The following is a 23,156-nucleotide window of genomic DNA, read 5'->3' as shown; positions in this document are numbered from 1 at the left end:
ATCCTATAAAAACTGAAAACGGAGAATTTTATACTTTTGAATGTAGCGGATTTTAGGGGAGCTTACAACGCGAGTCACGAATATTACAAAGCCGCTGAAATATTTGGCAAACGTATTGCACAGCTAGGTTTTACAACTATAACAGGAGGCGGTCCGGGTACGATGGAAGCAGCTAACAAAGGCGCGTTCGAAAATGGCGGCACGTCGGTAGGCTGTAACATTAAGCTTCCATTTGAGCAAAAACCAAACCCTTATGTACATAAAAGCATTACGTTTAATTATTTTTTTATAAGAAAAGTGCTGCTCGTAAAGTATTCCTATGCTTTTATCATTATGCCCGGCGGTTTTGGTACGATGGATGAATTTTTTGAAACACTCACTTTGGTGCAAACCAAAACTATTACCAATTTTCCAATTGTACTATTTGGTAAAGCTTATTATCAGCCATTAATGGATTATATGACTTTGATGGCTGAAAAAGGCACTATAAATCCAGATGATTTACATCTTTTGCTACTTACAGACGACTTTGACGAAGCCATAAATCATATTTCTGGCTTTGTAAATACACATTTTAAAATAAAACCACGCAAGCGACTTTGGTGGCTTTTAGAGAAAAGGTAAAAAATGTTTTTTTGAATGCAGCAGATAATCTATTTTCGAAGTCTAGGTGTTATCTTTTCAATAGGGGTATTTAAAAGATGCATGTTTTCAAAGCACACTTAAAGTGTGCTTTGTTGTTTTATAACATTTGGTTTTTCTGTATGCGAATTGTGCTAATTTGAGTGTTTTTGTTGCGTTAAAATGTCTGGTTTGGTTAGATACGTACTTTAGTTTGTCGTTTTTATAACATTTTTATTATTGCAATATTTTAATTGTATAAAAAAAGTTACTTTTAAGCAGGTAAAATTTTACAAAAGTATTTAAACCGTACCCGTATGAGAGGCATTAATAAAGTTACATTGATAGGCAATTTGGGCAAAGACCCTGAAATGACGTATCTAGAAGGCAATATTGGTGTAGCAAAATTTCCACTAGCCACAACCGAAACGTATAAAGACCGCGGTGGAAAATCAATTTCTCAAACCGAATGGCATACGGTAGTGTTATGGCGTGGCTTGGCGGAATTGGCTCAAAAATATTTACACAAAGGCAGCTTAATTTTTGTGGAAGGTCGCCTACGGACACGCAGCTGGGAGGACAAAGACGGTAATAAAAAATTTGCCACTGAAATTGTTGGTGATAATTTAATAATGTTGGATAAACGAGGCGATGGAGGCTCACACGGCGAGGGTTTAGAGCATTTTGATGGTGATAATATACCACCAATTACAGACCCAAGTGATAGCCTACCCTTCTAAAATAGCATTAGTATCCTTTTTACAAATATTTTTGCGATAAGTATTAACGCACTATTGTAGCAAATGTGCTAATTTTAGTGTTATTGTTTAACTAAACTATCGGCTTTGGATTATCATCCCTCGGTACTACAATTTCTTGCTTCAAAATTAGCAACCATCGTTGCAATGAATATGCAAGGCACTACAGTATTAATTATCCTATTACTGAGCTTATTGTTCTTTTCTTTTGTACTAAGTGGTGCAGAAGTTGCTTTTTTTTCACTCACGTACAAAGACATCAATCTGCTAAAAACAAAACAACAAAGTGCTTATAAGCGCATTATTGATTTATTAGAACACCCCAAAATTTTACTTGGCTGCTTGCTAATAGCTAATAGCTTTATCAATATCGCCATTATTGTTATTTCTAATATTTTAATCGGTGATGCTTTCAACTTCGAGAAAATAAATGCTATTTGGCTTGAATTTATAATTAAAGTATTGGCTGTAACTTTTCTATTATTACTATTCGGTGAAGTGATGCCAAAAGTATTGGCTACGCAAAATAATATTCGCTTTGCAAAAGAAGCAGGGCCTGTTGTAGAAATTATATTTTATATCTGCAAAAGAATGAGCACTTGGCTAGTAACTTATAGCGATGCGATAGAAAAAAAATTAACGAATAAAGTAAGTGCTTATAATTTAGAAGAATTAGACCATGCGATAGATATTACCACAAGTACCGATGCATCAATAAAAGAGAAAAATATCTTAAAGGGTATCATCAAATTTGGCAATATCACTGTAAAACAAATCATGAAAACAAGGGTTGACGTAAATGGAATTGATAAAGAAACAACCTTTACCGAATTGCTGAAACTTACTAGCGAACTTCATTATAGCCGCCTACCTGTATATGAAGAAGATTTAGACAAAGTTGTAGGTATGATTCATACCAAAGACTTGATACCACATCTCGATAAAACAGACGACTTCAATTGGCACGAACTTATTCGTCAGCCGTTTTTTGTACATGAGCAAAAAATGATTGAAGATTTATTGAAAGAATTTCAAGCAAAGCGTATTCACTTTGCTGTTGTGGTAGATGAATTTGGCGGTACAAGCGGTATTGTTACACTAGAAGACATTTTAGAAGAAGTAATCGGCGATATTAAAGATGAATTTGACGAAGAAGAAACAGACTTTAAAAAACTAGACGATAACAATTACATTTTTGAAGGCCGTACCATGATAAACGACGTGTGCAAAGCTATGGACTTAAATGTAGACACTTTTGATGCCGTAAAAGGTGAGAGTGATTCGCTTGCAGGCTTGGTTCTTGAACTAGCTGGCGAAATACCAACTGCTTTGCAAGTGGTGCCATGTGGCGATTTTGAATTTACCGTTTTAGAAGTTGTTAAAAATCGGATTCAGAAAATAAAAGTTACCATAAAGCCACAACTGAGTGAGTAGTATTAATATGATGTCAAAGAAGAATTGAAAGACTTATGAAGAGATGCTTTTCCCTAATACTATTACTTACTGTTTACTTACTAATTGCAGGTTGCAACAGCAATTATGTAGCTAAGCCTAGAGGTTATTTTAAAATTAATTTTCCAGAAAAAAAGTACCAGGTATTCGACAAACCAGGCTATCCATACACTTTCGAGTATCCTATGTATGCCTCGGTACTAAAGGACTCTGTATTCTTTGGCGAAGCGACAGAAAATCCTTGGTGGATTAATATCGACTTCCCACAGTTTCAAGGCCGCATTTATATAAGCTACAAAGAAATTGGCAAGAACAAGTTTGATACATTGCTGAATGATGCGTTTAAAATGACAAGTAAACACAGTACTAAAGCAATATCTATAGATGATTCATTAATAGCCACGCCTAACGGCGTGCATGGCTTATTTTTTAATGTAGGCGGTGATGTAGCTACCGCCAATCAGTTTTTTTTAACTGACACTACAAAGCATTTTCTACGAGGTGCATTGTATTTTAATGCTACCCCAAACGCAGATTCACTTGGCATAGTAAATAGTTTCTTGGTTGAAGATGTACGTCATCTTATCAACACCTTTAAGTGGCGTAAATAATTAAATTCGTTAACCTTGCTTGCGTTTGGCCTTATCCCAAAGCACGGAAGATTTTTGCGTAAAGAAATAGCGGTAAATTCCTACCAATACACAATAATTCATAAAGCAGAAATAGTAAGGAATGAATAAGATTTTAATGCGCACCTCTTTTCGTTCTAGCAACCAACCTAACGCGGCTAAACTATAAAAGCCAAGCTGCCCAACCATAATGATTGCTAGTAACCAGTTGACATTATCAAACAGTAAATATGCATTTACAAATACAACCAAAATCATTAAAAAAGGCGTAATGGTCCACCTCAGTACACGATGGCTTAGATATTGAAATCCTAATAAAGGCATAAAAATTGGATTGAACAATTTTCTCGTTCTAATGATAGATTGAATACCACCAGAAGCAATGCGTACTTTACGTTTATACTCTTCTTTCAAGTTTTCAGATGATGATTCCATGGCATAAGCATCAGCATCGTAAGCAATTTTATAGCCCTGCATCGCTATCTTCATCGATATCATAAAATCGTCTAACAAAGTATCAGGTTCTACTGCCACATACAAGTCTGTTCTTACACTAAATAATTCGCCAGCCGCACCAACCACAGAATATAATTCAGCATCCCATTTCTTTAATGCAGATTCGTATTTCCAGTAAAATCCTTCGCCAGCAGTGGCATCTGCATTTGCTTCAATTGCAACACGCTTTTCGCCAGAAACAGCGCCCACTTTAGGGTTTATGTAATGCTTAGCAATCCGTAACAATGCATTTTCGTTTAAAAAAGTATTCGCATCGGTAAATACCACTATCTCTGTATTTACTTCGCCCATTGCTCGGTGTACTGCATTTATTTTACCACTTCTACCCGCTTTATGCAATAGCTTAATTTCGGGATACTGCGCTATTACTGTAGGTGTATTATCAATAGAACCATCTGTTACAAAAATGAGTTGTAGCTTATCTTTTGGGTAAATAAGTTGCAAAGTGTTTTGTATCTTTTCTTCAATTACAGATGCTTCGTTGTAAGCGGCAACAATCAACGTTAATGATGGCGTGAAACTCCCATCTACAAGCTTTATTGGCTTTATAAATAGGCGTTTGATTCTTACTAACACATAGAGCACAATACCATAACCAATGTAGGTATAGAAAATGATAAAAAGGCTTACCCAAAAGATGACTGTCATAGGAATTATTTTAAAGGATAACCAAGCTTGTTGCTGTCTACGCTATTCGTCACATTCCACCAAATGGCTTTTAATACCCATTTGATAAAACCGTATTGTTTCTGCTTAATATAGCTGACAATATTACGTGGCGCAACTAGTACCATAAAGTAAATGCTAAACACGAAAAACTGACTAGCGGATGCATTTCTACGTTCAAACAGCCATCTGTTTCGGTTCATAAAATATTCTTTCAACGCACTTTGCTTACCTACAGAAACAGACTCTTTATGATAAATCAACGCATCGGTATTTACCCAAATGTCATACCCAGCTTTTTTAAGTCTTGCACACCAATCGAGTTCTTCGTAATACAAAAAAAAGTTCTCTGCCATTAAGCCTACTTTATCAATGGCTTCACGAGTAACCATCATCGCGGCTCCATGTGCAAAACCTGTTTTTCCAGTTAAATGATTATACTGACCATTGTCTGTTTCAAATTGTCCTATTTGCCTGTTTCTTGCAGTAAAATAATTCATTTCTGTATAGCCAACATATTGCAACATATTAGGTACATCGTAGTAATGTATTTTGGGCGAAACCATCGCTACGAAAGGATTTGCTTCTAATGTAGCGACTAACTTATCTGTTAAGCCTTCGGTAAATTCGGTATCATTATTTACCAGAAAAAAGAAGTCGCCAGTAGCCGCTTTAATACCTATATTATTACCACCAGCAAAGCCCGTATTTATCTCACTTCTTATAAACGTAACATCAGGATATTTGATTTGCCACGCAGGCACAGGATTGATGGTACTACCATTATCTACCACTATGACTTCTATATTGCTATATGTATTTTTAGCAGCAATAGAATCTAGCAGCTCATCGGTAACATGACTGTGATTAAAATTAACGGTGATAATAGATACTTTTTTCAAAATAGTAAGTGGCAATTAGTTTTAGACAATAGGTTTTGTTTAAGATAATCTGGCTTTTTTAAAAGGTAGCTTTGGTAATACTTTCTCGAAAAACAAATTTCTACTTTCTACAAAACCAGTTTTAAAAATACCGCCTATAGTATAATCGATATGCTTACGTAAATGGTAGTAGCCAAATAGCAACCCCGCCAAAGTAGTAAATGGAATAGCTATGGCGGCACCCCAAATATTTTGCAACAGCAAAATACCAAAATAGGTTACAGGTACATTGGTAGCAAGCATTACCAGCACTTTATAAAAATTTACTTTCTGCTGCTGGATGATATCTAATGTAACGCCATTAAATCTATCAATTGGGTACAGAAACGATACCACTATTAACATGCGCAAAATATTGGCCGCTTCTGTGCCAGCATATTTACCACCGCCAAGTAGTAGCACCGCATAGTCTGCACCAAACAACACAATAATGATTATTGGCACAAAGGCTAAGCACAACATGCCCGCATACTTTTTAGTTACATGCACTAAGTGATACATATTATTGTTGTTGTAAGCTGTAGCCATCGCGCTCATACCTGTACCTACAAAACTGCGTAGCGGAATTTCTACTATTTCCATCAACCGCTGTGGCGCATTGTATATGGCCAATGTTGCGGGGCCAAGCATAAACGTAATTAAAAAGGTATTAACAGTACTTAGCAAATTAGCGCTCATATTGGTACTAAGACTGTACTTACCAAAATGCGTCATCTCCCGTACTAAGGCTTTGGTTTTAAATGAAAGCCTATTAATTTTAGAATAACCTAGTACCACTGCCACTAAACTTGTAACCACATTTGTAGCCACATTTACCAACAAAATATTTTGTAGACTTGCGTTGTGTAATAGCGCCAATACTGCAATGGTGGCTATCATACCACCACTATTAATAAAACGCAAGCCTAAAATTTTTAAGTAATCTTCTTCTGCAATTAATATCCAAAACGTAACAGAAAATGGTAGCGAAGTAATGAAAGTAATGCCTAGCCATTGTAACACAATAAGCAGTTGCTCACTGTGAATAACCCTACTTAAAGCCAATACCACAAAGCTTAATAAAGCAATACCAAATGTTAAAGCGATTGCCAAATACCACACAGAACCTAGTACGGCATTGCCTCTTTCTTTAGTAGTACCAGCATAAAATTTTACAGTGGCGGTAGTTAAAAAGCCATTGCGAATAGCATCTGCTAAGCCTGAAATAGTAAGAAAGAAAAACCAAATACCCATATCGTTTTTAGATAGTACACGATAGAGCAAGGCGATGGTTAAAACACTAAAACCAGAAATAACCAAATTACCTACTAGCGCCAAAAAGTGCTTATTCTTAAATTTTGATAGGTTCATTGGATGCGGTTTTTAGGCTGATAACAACTTTCAGTAAAGTTAAATAGGCTGTTGATTGCTAGCATCAATTGTGTTTAATATTTCTACATCGGTTGCTACATTAAATTTTCTCGCAAATAATTTATCAGTTTCAAGGAGTGCAGGCGCATCGGCCATAGTGAGTGTTCTTGGGCTAGCACCCCCTGATGACCAATCTATATAACGCAGATTGTCATTGATCATTTCTACTTTAAAAGGCGAATTGTACAACAATGTTTGAAACACAAATTCATCGCTGCCCCATGTGAACCTAAAAAAGCGCCTTAGTTGGCGATTGGTGGCAAGCGTAGTAACAATATATTTTGCTTGCGCTAAAGTGATAGTAAACCATTGCGACCTACCTACAAATACGATATCTTTTGGTGGTTGTCTTTTAGGTAAAAGCTTGTTGAGTATTTGTTCAAGCTTGGTACTGCCTGCAAATGGATAATTGGTAAGATAGTATTTATTCAGTCTTGGTATGGCCTCTTGCCACACATCATTTACTGTATAAAATTCCATGAACGCCTTATTAGGATTGGCTTTAAAAAAGTCTAGAATTTTAGCATTAGTTTTTAAAGGATAATCTTGACCACTTAATAGCGTAATAAAATCATATGGTTTGCCAGTTGCGAGCATTTGCTCAAAACCATTTACTGTAGCTTGAACAATACTATAAGCACCCCAATACACTTTTTCTCGCTTGGTTACAAAATACACATTTGGCAATGCAGCAATTGTTGTAAAGTCTCCAAGCCTAGCTTTTGCATCAATATGTATGTAAATATCAGTTTGATTATTTGATAATTTTTGTACAAGTCTTTGCAGTTGCGATGGATTGGCGTGAGCTAGTATGAGGTAAGCAAGGGTCATTTAGGATGGATTGATGTGATAAAACTTTTCAGTCACTGCAATTAATCATGAAAGTAATCCGTTTTACATTCAACACCAATTGTTTTGGTAATAAAATAATTGACTTATAAAAGTTTAAGTTTTTTGTCCAACTATCATTCACACACCTACTTTTGTAGTCCTGAAACCAACTTATGAACAAAGCAATTAGTCAGAAAATCTACTTCTTGTCTTTCTTGTGTATGGTTCTATTGGTATTTATCCATAGTTACAATGTTACAGATTTCCCTTTAAACGCTAGTTCAACAATAGATGAACCACTAACGCTCACAAATTTTATTGAATATTTTTTGGCAAATGGTCTACTTCGCTTCCGCATACCCCTTTTAATGGCAATTTCAGGATACTTAGTTGCCTATAAACAAGATGTTACCTATCTACAATTAGTAACAAAGAAGTTAAGAACACTGATACTACCGTACTTGTTGTTTAGTCTACTTTCTTTGGCTGCAATTGCCTTGGTTGAATATTGTTTTATGGCAAATGCTGCAGAAGGCTTATGGGGGAAAAAAATAAATACCTATGGTGCTTACGATTTTTTCTATCGCATAGTTATTTCACCAATGCCTTTTCAGCTTTGGTATTTAAGAATTTTATTTGTTTTTACGATAGTTTATCCAGCTATAAGATGTTGTATCCAAAAAGCCCCAATCCCCTTACTTATTATTTTATTTTGTCTAAGGCTCGGTTTTAATAGCAACCATTATACACTTATCTTTTATTTTGCTATTGGCGTGTTTCTGCAACTAAAAGCAATAAATATTACCACAAAACCAGCATTTTTAAATAGCAAACTTTGGCTACTAGCTGTGTTGGTTTTAATTACGTTTAAAACATTTGTTGCGTTTCATGGTAAGGCAATTTTTGGTGATTACACAGGATTTGTATTAAATATCATTCACTTAGCACATGTTATACCAACCATTTTTCTTATTTGGTTTGGTATTGATAAACTTGCCAATTATTGCATGAACCAACGATGGTTTCAATCTCTTTCAACAGCCTCATTTTTCATTTTTGCTTGTCACGAGCCACTAATGGTCATGCTCATTAAACCTTATGTTGCATTTCTTGGTGGTGGCGAATCTGCCAAATTCATAGCCTTTTTTACCTTGCCTTTGGCTATGTTGGTGTTTTGTATTGGGTTAAATACGCTTGTATTTAAAATATCTCCTGCGTTGTATGGCTTATTAACAGGCGGCCGAGGTAGTACCAAGAAATAAATTACAACACTTTAACATGCATTCTACCAAATTAATGTATGCCACCCCAAAGTAGTAGGCTGTCGCTTTCTAGTTAAGTATTGTCGGTATCAATTTACTATAGCGCGCCAAAAAGTTATCATTGCGCTAAGCAAAGTTACAGTTGGGCGCCATCTAGTTACAGTTGTCCGCCACAAAGTTGAAGTTGGGTGCCGCAAAGTTGAAGTTGGGTGCCGCAAAGTTGCAGTTGGGCGCCAGCGGAAAGCAACAACGGGGGAGTATCTAATTAAGTGTGTAAGTAGTAAGCTTGCGCTATCAAATCAAAAAAGCGCTAAACGATAGATTATTTTCGCAACAATTTGTTTAAAATATTTTTTAGCTTTTTAATGTAGCGCGACGATTCGCCAATAGGCTTAAAATTCTTCCAAGCCGTTTGCTTTAAGTAGCTATAAAATATCTGCTTAAATGTTTCGCTGTAGTTATAAGCTTTGTAAATGGGTTTACGCTCTACAAAGTGAATCAAAAAGGGGCTTTCAGAAGTTTCAATTGTAGAAAAATGATTCCACAGTGGGTCTAATTCTAGCCATTTATTGGCTAGCACCACATTTAAACCATATTGGTCGGGGTAATTGGCAAACTTTTTATGTTGCTCTATACAATCAATTATTTTTTCTGTTACAGATTCTGTGCGCCATAGCTTGGTATTCATCACCAATAAGCCCGTATTAAAATACCTTGTAGTGCCTGAAAGGCCTAGTTCTAGATAGTTTAAAACGCCACCCCAGCTATTATCGAATGTGATGATTCTTGGATCTAAAACCGCCGCAACAACATGGTTGCTTAAGTTGATGTTGAACAAGGTTGATATGTCTTTTTGCACAATCATATCTACATCTAAATACAATACCGTTTCTATTTCTTCGGGAATAAAATATGGTATAAATAAGCGCATGTAAATGTTTAACGGATACGAACTTCTATCCAATGGTAACTTCATCCCTTCAGGAATTACGCTTGCCATTTCTTTCCACACAAGCGTGGTGGTAGCGGTATTTATAGATTGTTGTAGCTTTTGCCGGTTAGTGTTGTTTACATTATCTGCTATAATAAATATCGCTATCTTTTTATCTACTGCAAGGTTAGCTTCTATCGATTTTATCAATGCAGCCAACAAAATAATATAGTGATTATCGCAAGCCACAACAATGGTTAATGGTTTCATATTTCGTTCTTTAGAAGTAGATTAAATAGCAATGTTTGACACTTTCGCTTTTCGCTTATCCATTATTTTTTTACCAAGGCGCATAAAATATTTTTCAAAATGCTCGTATACCAAGCCACTTAAAGGTATGGTAATGGCAACCGTTGCAGCTATTACCAAGTAAGCATTCCAATGCAAATACTTTTCGCTTATGCTGTGCACGATAATATGCACCAATGGATGTATCAAATAAATGGCATAACTGGTATCACCTAGATACTTGAGTGCCTTTTTTAAGAAGGTAGGCAAAAAGTTAAACTCGCTGATGTAAAACAAATAGCACATGGCAATTACAAAGGCAGATAACACCAATCTTGTAACGCCCGTTACTAGTACCACAGGCTCACCACTTTGTGGGTACAATGCAATCACAGCAAAGCACAGAACGATTAATGATGGAGCCAACTTTACCAACCAATCAGCAGGTTTTTTAAGCGTAGCAATATAAATACCTATGGCAAAATAGAAGAACTGATTGAAGGGATTAACATACTTAGACCATTGATAACCGAGGTTGATAGTTGGATCGATTAGCTTAAATGTAAAAGCACAAAACGCAGCAAAAATGAGTGCTACAGCAAGTAGTAAGTATGTTTTACTTTTTCGGTAAATAAAAAACAACACAGGAAAGAATACATAAAAAAACAACTCATTACCTATAGACCAAGCGCCATTGGCTTCAAATGCATCAGAACGTAACATACCTGGTACAACAGTGATATTAACTATCAAATGCTTGATGGTGTACATTTCTGGGCTTGACTTAAAAAGATAGGTAAACATAGTAGCTAGCCACAGCAATGGAAAAATACGAAAGAACCGTTTTAAGTAAAATTCAATTAGGCTGTTTTTAGTAAGCTCGAGCGATTTGGTGTTAGCTATAAACAACGTAAGGCCACTTAGTACATAAAAGATAGAAACGGCGTAAATTTTTACACGTGCTATAAACGTACTTGCATCGCTTTCGCCAAAGCTAAATAAGCTTAAATGGTAAAACATAACACCTGTGGCAGCAAGGCCACGTAAGTAATCTAGCGATTCGTTGCGTTTAATAGGTGAGGTTATTGGCTTCATAGTTTGGATGTATTTTAAGGTTTATTAGATTGTACAATATGGATGGCTTTGTAAATATCTCTCACACTGTTTGCCCAAGTGTGAGATGTTGCAAATTTTTTTCTAGCTTCTACTAGCGTATCGCTATTGTCTGCGAGTGCTTTTGTAATCAATGTTATATAATCTTCTTTGTTGGTAGCCAAATACACGTGATCGCTAAAAATACTCATCGCTTCTGTTTGTGTAGCTACGGTTGGTTTGCCTGCGGCCAAATATTCATCTATTTTTCTTGGATAATTACCGATGGTTACGGCATTCACTATTTGTGGATTGATACATACATCAAACGCATTAATATAGGCGGGTAAAGAAGCTGGCGGCTTACTACCTAAGAAATGTACATTGGGTATTTGATGCAAGCTACTAGCTTTAAAAGCATCGTCTTCTGGGCCTACCAACACTATTTGCCAATGCGGTTGTTGTGTGGCTAAGTGTTCTATAATAGCAATATCTAAACGTAGCGATTGTAAAGCCCCAACATAACCAATTATAGGCTTAGTTATTGGCTTGATATCGTCTGGTATTACCGTTGCTTCTGGCTGCTCAAATAAACTTAAATCGCAACCCTGCCCTACATAAAAACTATTAGAATTATACTGCTTACAGTAGTTAGCTAAATAAGTAGAATTTGCCACCGCAATATCACTTTTAGCAATCAACAATGGCTCTAACTTAGTACCATGCTTTTTCCAATAATCTACCGCAAGCATAAAGTCTCTAGAGTAATAAATACTTATTGCTGGCTTTAATAAATCTGGCAAATAAAAGCAACGAAACATATCATTGTCGTTAAAGAGAATCACATCTTTAAAGCCTAGTGTTTGTATGGCTTTGCCAATGCTTTTAGCAAGGATTTGATTGTTGCGTTTGTTAAAAATATCAAACAAAAATTGACTTGGCAGCCAATTGATAGATTCTATCATATTGTCTGGAAACAAATTCCAAAGATTGTTTTGAATAGCTACAAGCGCTGGCTGTTCGCCTCTAACAACAGCCATTCTTTTTTGCACCTTCCCATCTGCTTTATGGCGCAGCATGGTAATTCTATCTAGTGGCGAATTTACATATAGCACTCTATTATGCTTAGCAAATTCTAGGGCAATGTCTTTACAATTACTCCCAATTTCAACATCCCATGGTTGCTGACCAACCACAACAATGTCTCTATTGATAAGGGTTTCAGGGTTATGCATAGCTAAGGGATTTTTGTTGTTGTGCTTCGTCTAGCCGCAGTGTTACATTAATTAAAGCAATGGTTAAGTAAAACACCACGTTAGATGGATACTGTACCAAAGCCTCTTGTGGAAAGTTGGCAATGTTCCATGTAAATACCATTAATGTAGCGCCTAGGCAGTACGATTTTAGCTGAGGATCTTTTATTTTATAATAGTTATCAATTCCAGTTTTAATGATGGTAAAAATCATGCAACAGAAAATGAATAACCCAATCCAACCAAGTTCTACGGTGGTTCGTACATAGCCACTATCGGGGGGAAAATTAGATAAGTAAGACCCTGGAGAAAACTTCTTTCCCCATTCGCCTACAGAACCTAAACCGCCACCCATTGGATGACTCCATACATACGGTTTAATGCGTGCTTGATTAATTTTTCTAGCTTTATAAGACGCATCTTCATTAGGCCTAAAAGCAGTTTGAAAACGTAGAATATTTTGATTAGATGTTGGCATAACTATTAAAAAGCCAATAAACAAAGCAGCCACAATACCAAACATCAAAATTTGTCTACTAAACTTTAAAATACAATACAACAATAAACCAGCGGGTACCAAAGGAAAAGCGCCTCTTGTACCGGAAAATATCATATTCACTAAGAGGATGGCTATAATAATGACGAGAATAAATTTCTTGATGGGCTTTAATGGCCCAGTGAGCAAGCCTACACACAGCAAGCTAGCGATAGCCATATTGTAAGCAAAGGTTACAGGATCGGAAAAAACGGAGTATTTGCGCCAATGGCCTGCTAAAAACAATAACAATGGAATACCTGGCGAATTGTTGTAGCGTTCTTCAAAATCTGCAAAGCCAATAAACTCTTGCTTGGCTGCATATAGTGCCGCAAACACCATGAAACCAAGCCATATTTTAAATATTAGTTTGATGTACTTTTTATCGTTGATATTGTACATAAAAATGAAGTACATCATAGCCACAAAAGCCATATTTCTAATAGTGTAAACCCATGCTAAACGTGAATCTGCGGCAGGATTACCAAACTCTAAAATATTGTAAATAATCCATACTAAAATCCATGTACTGATTGGGTTTTTAAAGCGAATCCAATTGGGCTTTATAGCTTGCTTTTGCTTAATAAATAAGCCCAGTATAAACAATGCTAGCATGCCATCCATTAGGGTACCTAATGGAAAAGTAATCCCATAACGCAACCAAAACATAATGGTAAACGATAGCATTAGATAGACAATAATGCCAAACTTTGGATAAATAACTAACCCCACTACAATGGGTACTGCCACTAAAACAATGGCAGTTAAAATAGCAAACGTAACACCAGATTGTGCTACCAGAAAGGCTAGAACAAATGAGACCGATGCAAGCAATGCAATACCATATATATTAAGCAATTTCTCCACCAAAATGTGTTGCCTACACTTGGCTTTAAAATATTGCCACCCCTTTTGTTGGAGTGCTTTTAATGGTATGTGCAGTTGATCAATCAAGGTACTAGCATTTTAAAGAAAAAAAACACCACAATTAATAAGGCAAAAGCTACTGCTACTTTGTGCGTAATAGCGTCTATTGCTGCTTGACTTTTCGCTTTAAGCTCAGGTGAATTATCGATTGTTTTTTCTGGTTGGGTACGCATGGTAAATATTATTTTTTGATATCCTCAATACTAGTATCAACGGCATGAGTAGTAGCTACCGAAACTTGATTGGCTTTTGTAACTTTTAATAAAGACAATACTTGATAAAACATAAACCTTGGGATATTTATCAGCGATTGATAAATGCGTTTATCAGTATTAGACACCAATAGAGACAATATAAAACCGAATACAAACAAGCATAAACCTATCAGCCAATATAAAGCCACTAAAGGATTCAGTATCAAGTTTACCAGCATGCAAGCAACTGATAATAATAGAAACATAAACAGAGGAGGGCGCAACAACACAAGGCCAAAAACAAATTGATTCCAATTGAAGTTGGTAATACCTTTTGCTACTAATACAAACCCAAATTTGAAATACTTAAACCAAGTATTTATCCATCTAGCACGTTGCTTTACTAGTTGATCGCTATCAGTTGTTTTTTCATCATACACAATAGCATCTTTGGTAAAGGCAATTCTATATTGTCGTAATAAAATTTCCTTTTGTAATACTTTATCAAAGCCCGCACCGGTAATATCTAAATGGGCTAAACAATCTTTATATAATTGCACTGTAAAAGCCATACCAGAACCCGCTAGTGTAGCCGAAGAACCGACACCAAATAATACTTGGCCATCATAAAAATGATAGTACACATCTCTTGCAGCATCAAGACAGGCATACGTCGTGTTTAAGTTTTTAGCTTTACGTTCGCCTTGTACTGCAGAAAAACCAGCATCAAAGTATTTATTTAGTTCTAGCAAATAGTTCTCATCTACCAAGTTATCACTATCAATAATGGTTAATCTTTCATGCTGCCTTTTAAAGCGGTTAATAGCATAGAAATGCGATCTTGTATTGCTAGCCAACGTTTCTTCTGGCCGTAACACAATTACTTTGTCGCTATCAAAATGCAAGTTGCTTACGTCGCATTTATCTGCAACGATATATACCAGATAGTTACTGTATTTCAGTTTTAAAAGCGATGCTACCACAACTGGTAATAAAGTTGTGTTTTCGTAAGCGGTTACAATAATGGCATAATCTGCTTCTGTAGTAGATGGTGCTTTTACAATCGATTTATTTAACAATACATACAATAGCAATAGTACCAATGGAAATACCAAATTGTAGCCAATAAATAGTTGAATAATAGCCCAAACGATAGGAATAATGGATTGACTCATATTGCATAGGTATTAGGATGATGGGGTAGATTTTTTTAACTTCTTAAACTTCAATTTATCGTTGGTAGTTTTGGTAAGTACCCAGCCTATAAACTTAGGTTGTAGCGATATAAAGTAGTTAACAAATTGCTGAGTTGTAGGCGTAATCGTTTGGAGTGCTTGAAATACAGATACCACTTTGTCACCAAAAGCTATCCATTCTTTTGCTTTATTTAAGTTTTCAAGTGCAGGTATTTCTATCAATATAATATCATATTGTGCATTTAGCGCAGCCAACTTTTCAATTATATTTTTCTCATTACTTATCTCAAGTAGCGATACGTCTGTACCATAGGTCCCTATGATATCTACAGCATTGCCAGAAGTAAAAGCGGTGGCTGCTATTTTACCAGATAAATAATCTTCTAAATAATAAGCTGGCTTTGCGATGTCTGTAATAGAAGGATTAGTAAAGTTGCCATCTATTACCAGTATTTTTTTATTAATAATAGAATAGGCATAAGCTAAGCTTAAAGTAAAAATGGTTTTGCCTTCCCCATTTTTCATACTTGTTATTAACAGTATCTTGTGGTCACCAATTTCAGAATCTACCTCGTAGCGTATATCTCTTAAAAGATTTTTATAGTACATGCTACCTTGGCTTTTATCGACCCACAACTGTTGCAATTGCAACATCGAATGGTGTAGCATTGGTAAGTAGCCTAGCGCAGTGATATCGGTTTTATTAGCTAATTCTTTTACAGTACTAATAGAATCATCTAAATAAAACAGTACAAAAAATACCACTAAGCATAGTATAAAACTTATCAAGCCAGCCAATATCATTAGTAGCATTTTTTTACTTGCAAGCTTTGCCCCAGGCAATGCTTTTTCTATTTGCTTTAAATGAATTGATAGCGTAGATTCTAATGCTGTTTGGTTGTACTTTTTAAGTATTTCAATGTATTCTTTGCTAGCAAAATCAATCGATTGCTCGTAACTCTGAATAACCGCTTCGTGTGGTACTAATTTATCAAAGCGTTGGTTCAGCTTTGCTAGCTCTTGCTGCAATGTATTCAAACTATATTTTGCAATATCAAGCCCTATTTCAAGCTTTACTTTTTCTAATGCTAAGTTTTGTTTTACAGCTAAAGGATTATGAATGTACTTATCGTTCGCTTGGTTTATTTGAAATATTAATACAGCCGACATAGAATCCACTTTAGCCTTATACCTAGGGTTAAAGTTGCTTGTAATATAATCATCATTTAATTGCTTTAATACATCTTTACTATGTACAATTTCTTGGTTAATATTCGTGAGCGCCCCCTCCATGTATTTACGCTCTGTTGGGTTAAACTTAGCATCTATATTTTCGATGGCACCCTTGTAAGAGGCAATATCTTTTTGTGTTAATTCAATCTTGGTTTCAAAATCAGCCAATAAGCCATAAAAACTTTTTGCTTGCTCGTTTAAATTGAGAACACGATTATTGATTTTGTAATTTTTAAGCAGCGACATGTAATTATCCATCACAGCTTTCTTTTGCTGTAAAATGCTATCTAAAAAATTAACTGCTTCTTGTCGGCCTTTTTTGATACTTTCTGCGTAGTACTTAATGCTTTCTTCGCACTCTACGTTACATACGGTTGCTGATAATTCTGCCGATGGTGATTCGTATTCGATATTAACATAATCGCTATTATTAGAACGATAAATCACCAGTTTTTTCTTTAAAGTTTGGTCATCGTAGCCCATACTTTCAAGCACTTTCTTCAAGCCTCGATGATCTGAAATATTGATGTCTAAAGACTGATTTGTACGATACAATTCTGTAAAAGTTGCTAATGCATGCGCTTTAGCATCTTTATTCAGCTCCTTAAATAATTTATTATCTTTTGTATAAGGGGCATCACTTGATAAGTCGTGAATAATCAGTTTATACGACACTTGTTCTAGTACGCGTTTTAGCTGCATCATTTGCATAATGTTGCTAAACTGTTGATTGATTTTAGATTCTTGGTCGTTATTCTTACTATCATCTAAAACAAATTGCTCTGATTGATCTACCAAGCCTGTAGCCATCGTGGCTTTTGAAGCGTAGGCATCCGGCATTTTACGTACCAAAAAATAGGTAATTGCTATAGCAAATAATGGTACACCTAGTAAAATGTATTTGCGCTTTTTGAGTAATTGTATAAATTTTGGTAGTTCCATTAATGAATGTCTTCTAGTTTTTTACCAATAATTTCTTCTAAGGTACTTTTGGCTATTAACACAAAGCCTTCTGCCGATAAAATCGTTTGTCTTTGTCCGTTCAGTTCCACAATAGCTTTGGTGTAGTTTTCCAGCGTTTCTTCGCCTTTCTCAAATCTGTATTTAGCTTGTTTGTGCAAGGCATCTATATCTAGCAAGGTTTCACGCTGAAGCTTTAATACGGTAAGCTGTTGCACATAGCGGTAATACCTACTTTTTACTTCTGCTTCTATCGCTAAATTATATTCTTGCTGATTAAGCTTGGCTATTTCCAATTCAGATTTTGCTTGCTTAATGTTATGTGGTTTTAATAATAAGTTGCCAATATTAAAATATAAACCAAACTGCATACCTGATAAAGTGGGGCTCACTATCGTTGTAGCATTTGAAGGGCTATAAGAAAAGGAATAGGTTAATAAATCGTACCAAGATAGTTTGGCTTTTTTTACCCCTTCCTCTGCAATATTTACTGTATGGTTAAAGGTTTTTACTTTAGGATAATAAGCTTTAGCAGTATCTATTAACTTACGCAACAAAGCAGTATCCATTTCTTTCATCAATGACTCTTGCGAAAATGCTACCGTGCTTAAAGTAAGCAATAATGCAGTGAGCAGCAATTTCGGATAAGCAACCATAGAAGCGTTGTGTTGATTAGGTTCGGAGAAATTGAATATGTTTGTAAAATTACTGAAATGCATTTTTTAATTGTAGTTTTAATTTCTAGTTATCACGCTGCCAATCAATTTTCCTAAACCGCCATCCTAACACCTATGCAACTTAAAACTATCATTGATAAATACCCTTCTGCAAAGCAGTTCATCCATAGGTTATTAATTCCTAAAAATGAAGCCAGACCAAGGCTTTGGGTAAAATGGTTTGTAAATCCATTTGTACACAAGCACGGCAAAGGCTCTAAAATAAGAGCTCGTACTAGGTTAGATACATTACCGTTTAATCCATTTTCTTTAGGCAGCTTTGCTACCATAGAAGATTTTTGTACCATTAACAATGGTGTAGGTCATGTACATATTGGTAATCATACACTCATAGGTATGGGTAATACCATTATTGGGCCCATTACAATTGGTAACAATGTCATTTTTGCCCAAAACGTTGTTGCCAGTGCACTTAACCACGAATACCGAGACATTAACACAGCTATACAATACCAACCAATTTTAACCGCACCCATTGTGATAGAAGATGACTGTTGGATTGCTGCGAATGCCGTAATTACAGCTGGTGTAACTATTGGTAAGCACAGTGTTGTCGCAGCTGGTGCTGTTGTTACCAAAAGTATCCCACCATATTCTGTAGCCGTAGGCAATCCCGCTAGGGTAATAAAACAGTACAACTTTACTACCAATGAATGGGAGCGTATTTAAACATTTTCACTTTGAAACAATGCTGGAATAGTTTTTAGTATTAATCTTATATCGTTTACAAAGCTGTGATTCTCGGCGTATTTATTGTCTAGCATCAAGCGTTCGTCTTCACTCATTTCTCCCTTACCTCTTTTTTCTACTTGCCACAAGCCTGTAATACCTGCAGGTGCTAAAAAACGTAAAGCATATCTATCTGACGTTAGTTTTTCTGCTTCGTAAAGTGGCAGCGGCCTATTACCTACAATGCTCATATCGCCTATGATTACATTCCATAATTGTGGCAATTCATCTATGCTTGTATTACGTATAAACTTGCCCACTTTTGTAATTCTTGGATCGTTTTTAAGCTTAAAAAATGCAGAGTTGGCTTTGCTGCTTTTATTCTCAATATAGCTTTGTTCGCACCACTGAATATTGTCTGCATAAATAGGAAATCTACAAGCAATATCAGCTGCCTTACATTCAGCACAGCGTACATCTAAATCATCGGCTATCGGTATGTCTTCTACTACTTCTTTATTGGCGGCATATTGGTTTAAATGCTTTAAGTCTTTTAACCGTTTATCTGCATCGGCATACATAGAACGAAACTTGTAAAATTTAAACACTCTATAACCTGTACCTACACGCAACGCATAGTAAAATGCTGGGCCTTTAGATTCTAATTTTATCCATAAATAAATGATTAAAAATAGTGGCGATAAACAGATCAATGCAGTGCCTGCAAATAATAAATCGAACGCTCTTTTTAAAAACTCTGTTTTGTATGGGGCAAATGCTTTGTGTTGTTGTTTATTGCTAATTTTTGACCAATTAGTTATTAAAAAGTTGAGTCTCGTTTCTATACTTTCTGCACTGAGTGGTGTGGTAAAAAGCTCCGCAACACCACTTTCTAGTGCGAGCTTACGCTTATGTTCAGTTAATTGCTCTTTAGGTAGAATTAGACAAAAAGGAGTAGTTAATAATTGCCGCTTTTCTAGGTTTTCTAAAAGTGAGATGCCATTTACCGATAACACGTCGCTTTGCGATACAATAGCTACAATTTGCAGTTTATTCTTCTTCCAATTGTTTACTAGTTCTATACCATTTTCAAAATACATCATTTTTCTCCCACTCAGTTGGTAGGTTTCAAACAAAGCTTTGGTAGTGCTATCGCAATTAATAAAGGCTATTATTTCAGTGCTGGTTTCTGCTAGGTTCATGGTTGATGGATTTTTAAATTACACTACGATTTACCTAATCTACGAAGAATGACATTAATTCGGGCATCTAACTCTCGTGGATTAAACGGCTTTACTACAAAATCATCTGCACCTGCGTTTAAACATTTTATACGCAATTCAGAACTTTCCTCACCCGATAATATCATGATAGGAATAGCTTTAAAAAAATCACTCGCTTTTACTTGTGCTATCAGCTCAGTACCGCTTAGTTCAGGGATATTAAGGTCGGAGATAATTAAGTCTGGCAAATGGCCATCTTGAAGGGCTGCCATCGCATCTATACCGTTAACATAAGTGGTTACGGTAAACTTTGCCGACAAAAACTCATTAAGAAGGGTCTGCATAAATACATCATCTTCCACTAGCATTATTTTTGCCTTATCGGTAGTATTACTCATAGGAAATATAGTTTAGCTTTTTAGGATTTATTGATTGTATGATGTTATAAATATAATGTAAAAAATTACAACATGCGGAATATTAAGTTATAAATCTTGCCTGATAGTAAATTGTTTACTTGGCCAAAGTAAGTTTTTAAGCCTTTGAAATACTGCCTTTACAAAGCCGCCGTCTGTTTGTATCCGTCTATCTGTAGTCCATACAAGTGCTTTGTAATTGGTAACTAAATGCAACTTACCATAGCCATTATTTCTAAGTTTCAAAGCCAAATAACCATCTTCATTACTACCTGGTGGATGCTGGTAACCATCTACTTGCAAGCCATCTTCTCTTCGATAAGCTGAATTAAAACCATACACATTTACAGCTTCGTCTTTGGTATATTTTTTTACCCATCTGATCATATCAGTTATGTACTCATAACACACATAACTCAACCTACCCGTGTTGCCAACTGGTATAAATGCAAAACGACCATACGTAAGTGCTACACGATTGCTTTCTAGTGGGATTATCATGAGTTCTATCCAATCTATTGGGTAAATAGTATCTGCATCAGCGTTTAAGATATACTTGCCTTTAGCAGCCATTAGACCAGCAGTACGAGCAGCTGTAATACCAGCTTTTAGCTCGTTTATGCAAGTAACACCACTAGCCCTTACAAGCTGTTCTGTTGCATCTTGAGAGTTGTTGTTAACCACAATAATTTCTACTGAATAACGGGTGCTATTACTGCAAAGTGATAGTAATGTTTGTAAAATATTAGCTTCTTCGTTGTAGGCTGGTATTACAATAGATACTTGCGGCTTATCTTTTTGCAATTGGCTATAATTGGCTTTTATCCTATCTATTTTTTCCAAATTAGATAAACCACTTTGCCAACAGGATAAAATATGCTTGGGTATAGGAATTGGCCGCATAAATCGTAGGATTATTGTCAAATATGAACAATACAAATTTGCACTTTTTTTACATTGGTAAATAATTATTTTTTCATCTCATATCAAAATATATTATATTTTAAAATATGTTATACTCTATTGTTCATTTCTTTGATTTACTATCTTCACGGTACAAAAGATTTACGCTAACATTTCGATAGTCTTATACCTTAATATGACAGAACTTGAAAAATACATTCAAACGTATTTTGGTGTTAATACCACTGATTTGACCAATATCAGTTCCTTTTTTAAGCCCATTACTTTGAAAAAAGGGGATTATTTTGTAAAAACAGGTAGATATTGTGACAAACTTGGCTTTTTGCAAGCTGGTATTATTAGAGAATTTGTATTGCTAGGTGACAAAGAAGTAACCAAATGGATCTCAACCAAAGGCTATTTTGTGGTAGACTTATCTGGCTTTATTTTTCAACAAACAGCCCGGTGGAATATGCAAGCACTTACAGATTGCGAATTATATGTAATAGATTATAATGATTACAAAAAGTTAGATAAAACAATTGCTAGCTGGCCATTGCTAGAGAAACTATTTATTGCGAAATGCTTTGCCGTATTAGAAGATAGAGTGTTACAACACCTTGCCATGTCAGCAGAAGAGCGTTACCAACAACTTTTTAGTTTTAATGGAGCATTATTTAATCAAGTACCACTGCAGTATTTGGCTTCCATGCTAGGCATGACACCAGAAACATTAAGTAGATTAAGAAAAAAATCAAGCTTGTAAACTTCTTGATTTTTATCAAGAGCAGGCTTTAAATCAATGTTGACTTTTGTATTGTTATCGATAACAACAATACATTGTAAACATCTAATCAAATTTCTTAATCACAACTTGGTTAAACTATCATTGTAACCATAGCTGTTTAAAAAATCTAAAAATGAAATCAATAAACAAAAATGCTCCTGTTACTTGCAGCAAAACAATCATTATCAACGCAGATATCAACAAGGTATGGAACGTTTTAACCAACATTAACGATTGGCACTTATGGCAAACCGATATTAGTAAATCTATAATTATAGGTGAACTACAAGCTAACACAAACTTTGTGTGGAAAACTGGCGGCGCAAACATTAAATCTACTCTACATACTGTGGTTCCAAACAAGCAATTTGGTTGGACAGGAAAAACCTTTGGCATGTTTGCTATTCATAATTGGACGATTAGTGAACAGAATAATGGTACAACAACAGTTTTGGTAGAAGAAAGTATGGAAGGATTATTAGCTACCCTTTTTAAAAGGGCATTTAACAAAAGCCTTGAAAATGGCATGGAAAAATGGTTGCATTTATTAAAGCAAACTTGCGAGCTAAGTAACTAGTAAAGGATAATAAAATTTTATAACCTCACTATTGGTGCATTTTGTGTTGGTGTAGTGTGGTGTAGTGATGAAGGGCATGGGAGGAGGAGGTGTGTTAAGTGCATAAAAAAACCTCTAACAATTTACTGTTAGAGGTTATAATAAATATG

Annotated in this window: 23 protein-coding genes; 8 read left to right on the top strand and 15 right to left on the bottom strand. The window is 35.5% G+C overall.

Features of this window, described 5'->3' with window-relative positions; genetic code table 11:
• The first annotated feature begins 36 nt into the window (after positions 1–36).
• The 4 genes from ACFOW1_RS09275 (at position 37) to gldD (ending at position 3,442) form a co-directional block, all read left to right on the top strand.
• Entirely contained in the window at positions 37–624 is a 588-nt protein-coding gene (locus ACFOW1_RS09275) for an LOG family protein (RefSeq protein ID WP_379013797.1), read from the top strand.
• Positions 625–938: 314 nt separating this feature from the next.
• Positions 939–1,361, top strand: a complete 423-nt coding sequence (locus tag ACFOW1_RS09270) for a single-stranded DNA-binding protein (RefSeq protein ID WP_379013796.1) — start codon at positions 939–941, stop codon at positions 1,359–1,361.
• A 105-nt stretch (positions 1,362–1,466) separates the two neighbouring features.
• Positions 1,467–2,813 (top strand): gliding motility-associated protein GldE, encoded by a 1,347-nt coding sequence (gldE, locus tag ACFOW1_RS09265; protein WP_379013794.1) that lies wholly within the window; start codon positions 1,467–1,469, stop codon positions 2,811–2,813.
• Positions 2,814–2,848: 35 nt separating this feature from the next.
• A complete protein-coding gene (gene gldD / locus ACFOW1_RS09260) occupies positions 2,849–3,442 on the top strand; it encodes a gliding motility lipoprotein GldD (protein ID WP_379013792.1) in 594 nt (197 codons plus the stop codon).
• Positions 3,443–3,451: 9 nt separating this feature from the next.
• On the opposite strand, the gene ACFOW1_RS09255 is transcribed toward gldD, so the two are convergent.
• The 4 genes from ACFOW1_RS09255 to ACFOW1_RS09240 are packed head-to-tail and all read right to left on the bottom strand — an operon-like array spanning position 3,452 to position 7,824.
• Positions 3,452–4,624: a glycosyltransferase family 2 protein gene (locus tag ACFOW1_RS09255; protein WP_379013790.1), complete on the bottom strand. Its 1,173-nt coding sequence runs from the start codon at positions 4,622–4,624 to the stop codon at positions 3,452–3,454.
• Positions 4,625–4,629: 5 nt separating this feature from the next.
• Entirely contained in the window at positions 4,630–5,544 is a 915-nt protein-coding gene (locus ACFOW1_RS09250) for a glycosyltransferase family 2 protein (RefSeq protein WP_379013789.1), read from the bottom strand.
• Positions 5,545–5,583: 39 nt separating this feature from the next.
• The gene (locus ACFOW1_RS09245; protein WP_379013788.1) at positions 5,584–6,933 is read right to left on the bottom strand and encodes an oligosaccharide flippase family protein; all 1,350 of its coding nucleotides are present in this window, start codon (positions 6,931–6,933) and stop codon (positions 5,584–5,586) included.
• 39 nt (positions 6,934–6,972) lie between these two features.
• Positions 6,973–7,824, bottom strand: a complete 852-nt coding sequence (locus ACFOW1_RS09240) for a beta-1,6-N-acetylglucosaminyltransferase (protein ID WP_379013786.1) — start codon at positions 7,822–7,824, stop codon at positions 6,973–6,975.
• A 173-nt stretch (positions 7,825–7,997) separates the two neighbouring features.
• Between ACFOW1_RS09240 and ACFOW1_RS09235 the strand changes: the two genes are divergently transcribed.
• Positions 7,998–9,086 (top strand): acyltransferase family protein, encoded by a 1,089-nt coding sequence (locus ACFOW1_RS09235; RefSeq protein ID WP_379013785.1) that lies wholly within the window; start codon positions 7,998–8,000, stop codon positions 9,084–9,086.
• A gap of 322 nt (positions 9,087–9,408) precedes the next feature.
• On the opposite strand, the gene ACFOW1_RS09230 is transcribed toward ACFOW1_RS09235, so the two are convergent.
• From ACFOW1_RS09230 to ACFOW1_RS09195, 8 genes are read right to left on the bottom strand one after another with little or no spacing between them, the layout of a single operon-like run.
• Positions 9,409–10,287: a glycosyltransferase family 8 protein gene (locus ACFOW1_RS09230; RefSeq protein WP_379013784.1), complete on the bottom strand. Its 879-nt coding sequence runs from the start codon at positions 10,285–10,287 to the stop codon at positions 9,409–9,411.
• Between the two features lie 21 nt (positions 10,288–10,308).
• Positions 10,309–11,400 carry an acyltransferase family protein gene (locus ACFOW1_RS09225; protein WP_379013782.1) on the bottom strand — a complete coding sequence of 364 codons (1,092 nt, stop codon included), beginning with the start codon at positions 11,398–11,400 and terminating at the stop codon, positions 10,309–10,311.
• A 14-nt stretch (positions 11,401–11,414) separates the two neighbouring features.
• Entirely contained in the window at positions 11,415–12,632 is a 1,218-nt protein-coding gene (locus tag ACFOW1_RS09220; protein WP_379013781.1) for a glycosyltransferase, read from the bottom strand.
• Positions 12,625–14,139 carry an O-antigen ligase family protein gene (locus tag ACFOW1_RS09215; protein ID WP_379013780.1) on the bottom strand — a complete coding sequence of 505 codons (1,515 nt, stop codon included), beginning with the start codon at positions 14,137–14,139 and terminating at the stop codon, positions 12,625–12,627. The genes ACFOW1_RS09220 and ACFOW1_RS09215 overlap by 8 nt, the downstream gene beginning before the upstream one ends.
• A complete protein-coding gene (locus ACFOW1_RS09210; RefSeq protein WP_379013778.1) occupies positions 14,136–14,285 on the bottom strand; it encodes a hypothetical protein in 150 nt (49 codons plus the stop codon). Before ACFOW1_RS09210 ends, ACFOW1_RS09215 begins: the two co-directional genes overlap by 4 nt.
• Before the next feature lie 8 nt (positions 14,286–14,293).
• A complete protein-coding gene (locus tag ACFOW1_RS09205) occupies positions 14,294–15,481 on the bottom strand; it encodes a glycosyltransferase (RefSeq protein WP_379013777.1) in 1,188 nt (395 codons plus the stop codon).
• A 12-nt stretch (positions 15,482–15,493) separates the two neighbouring features.
• Entirely contained in the window at positions 15,494–17,677 is a 2,184-nt protein-coding gene (locus ACFOW1_RS09200) for an exopolysaccharide transport family protein (protein ID WP_379013776.1), read from the bottom strand.
• Entirely contained in the window at positions 17,677–18,414 is a 738-nt protein-coding gene (locus ACFOW1_RS09195; RefSeq protein ID WP_379013774.1) for a TolC family protein, read from the bottom strand. The genes ACFOW1_RS09200 and ACFOW1_RS09195 overlap by 1 nt, the downstream gene beginning before the upstream one ends.
• A 72-nt stretch (positions 18,415–18,486) precedes the next feature.
• Between ACFOW1_RS09195 and ACFOW1_RS09190 the strand changes: the two genes are divergently transcribed.
• Entirely contained in the window at positions 18,487–19,101 is a 615-nt protein-coding gene (locus tag ACFOW1_RS09190) for an acyltransferase (RefSeq protein ID WP_379013773.1), read from the top strand.
• Here ACFOW1_RS09190 and ACFOW1_RS09185 read toward each other — a convergent pair.
• The 3 genes from ACFOW1_RS09185 to ACFOW1_RS09175 form a co-directional block, all read right to left on the bottom strand.
• Positions 19,098–20,303, bottom strand: coding sequence for a sugar transferase (locus ACFOW1_RS09185; RefSeq protein ID WP_379013772.1), 1,206 nt, complete (start codon positions 20,301–20,303; stop codon positions 19,098–19,100). The two genes, ACFOW1_RS09190 and ACFOW1_RS09185, sit on opposite strands and share 4 nt — an antisense overlap.
• Before the next feature lie 23 nt (positions 20,304–20,326).
• A complete protein-coding gene (locus tag ACFOW1_RS09180; RefSeq protein ID WP_379013771.1) occupies positions 20,327–20,722 on the bottom strand; it encodes a response regulator transcription factor in 396 nt (131 codons plus the stop codon).
• Between the two features lie 87 nt (positions 20,723–20,809).
• On the bottom strand, positions 20,810–21,643 hold the full coding sequence (locus ACFOW1_RS09175) for a glycosyltransferase family 2 protein (RefSeq protein WP_379013770.1): 834 nt from the start codon (positions 21,641–21,643) through the stop codon (positions 20,810–20,812).
• A 196-nt stretch (positions 21,644–21,839) separates the two neighbouring features.
• On the opposite strand from ACFOW1_RS09175, the gene ACFOW1_RS09170 reads away from it, so the two are divergent.
• Entirely contained in the window at positions 21,840–22,409 is a 570-nt protein-coding gene (locus ACFOW1_RS09170; protein WP_379013768.1) for a Crp/Fnr family transcriptional regulator, read from the top strand.
• 154 nt (positions 22,410–22,563) lie between these two features.
• Entirely contained in the window at positions 22,564–23,007 is a 444-nt protein-coding gene (locus tag ACFOW1_RS09165) for an SRPBCC family protein (RefSeq protein WP_379013766.1), read from the top strand.
• Positions 23,008–23,156 lie beyond the last annotated feature (149 nt).

The organism is Parasediminibacterium paludis (assembly GCF_042651445.1).
Taxonomy (GTDB): Bacteria; Bacteroidota; Bacteroidia; order Chitinophagales; family Chitinophagaceae; genus Parasediminibacterium; species Parasediminibacterium paludis.
This window is presented reverse-complemented; position numbering and strand designations above follow the sequence as displayed.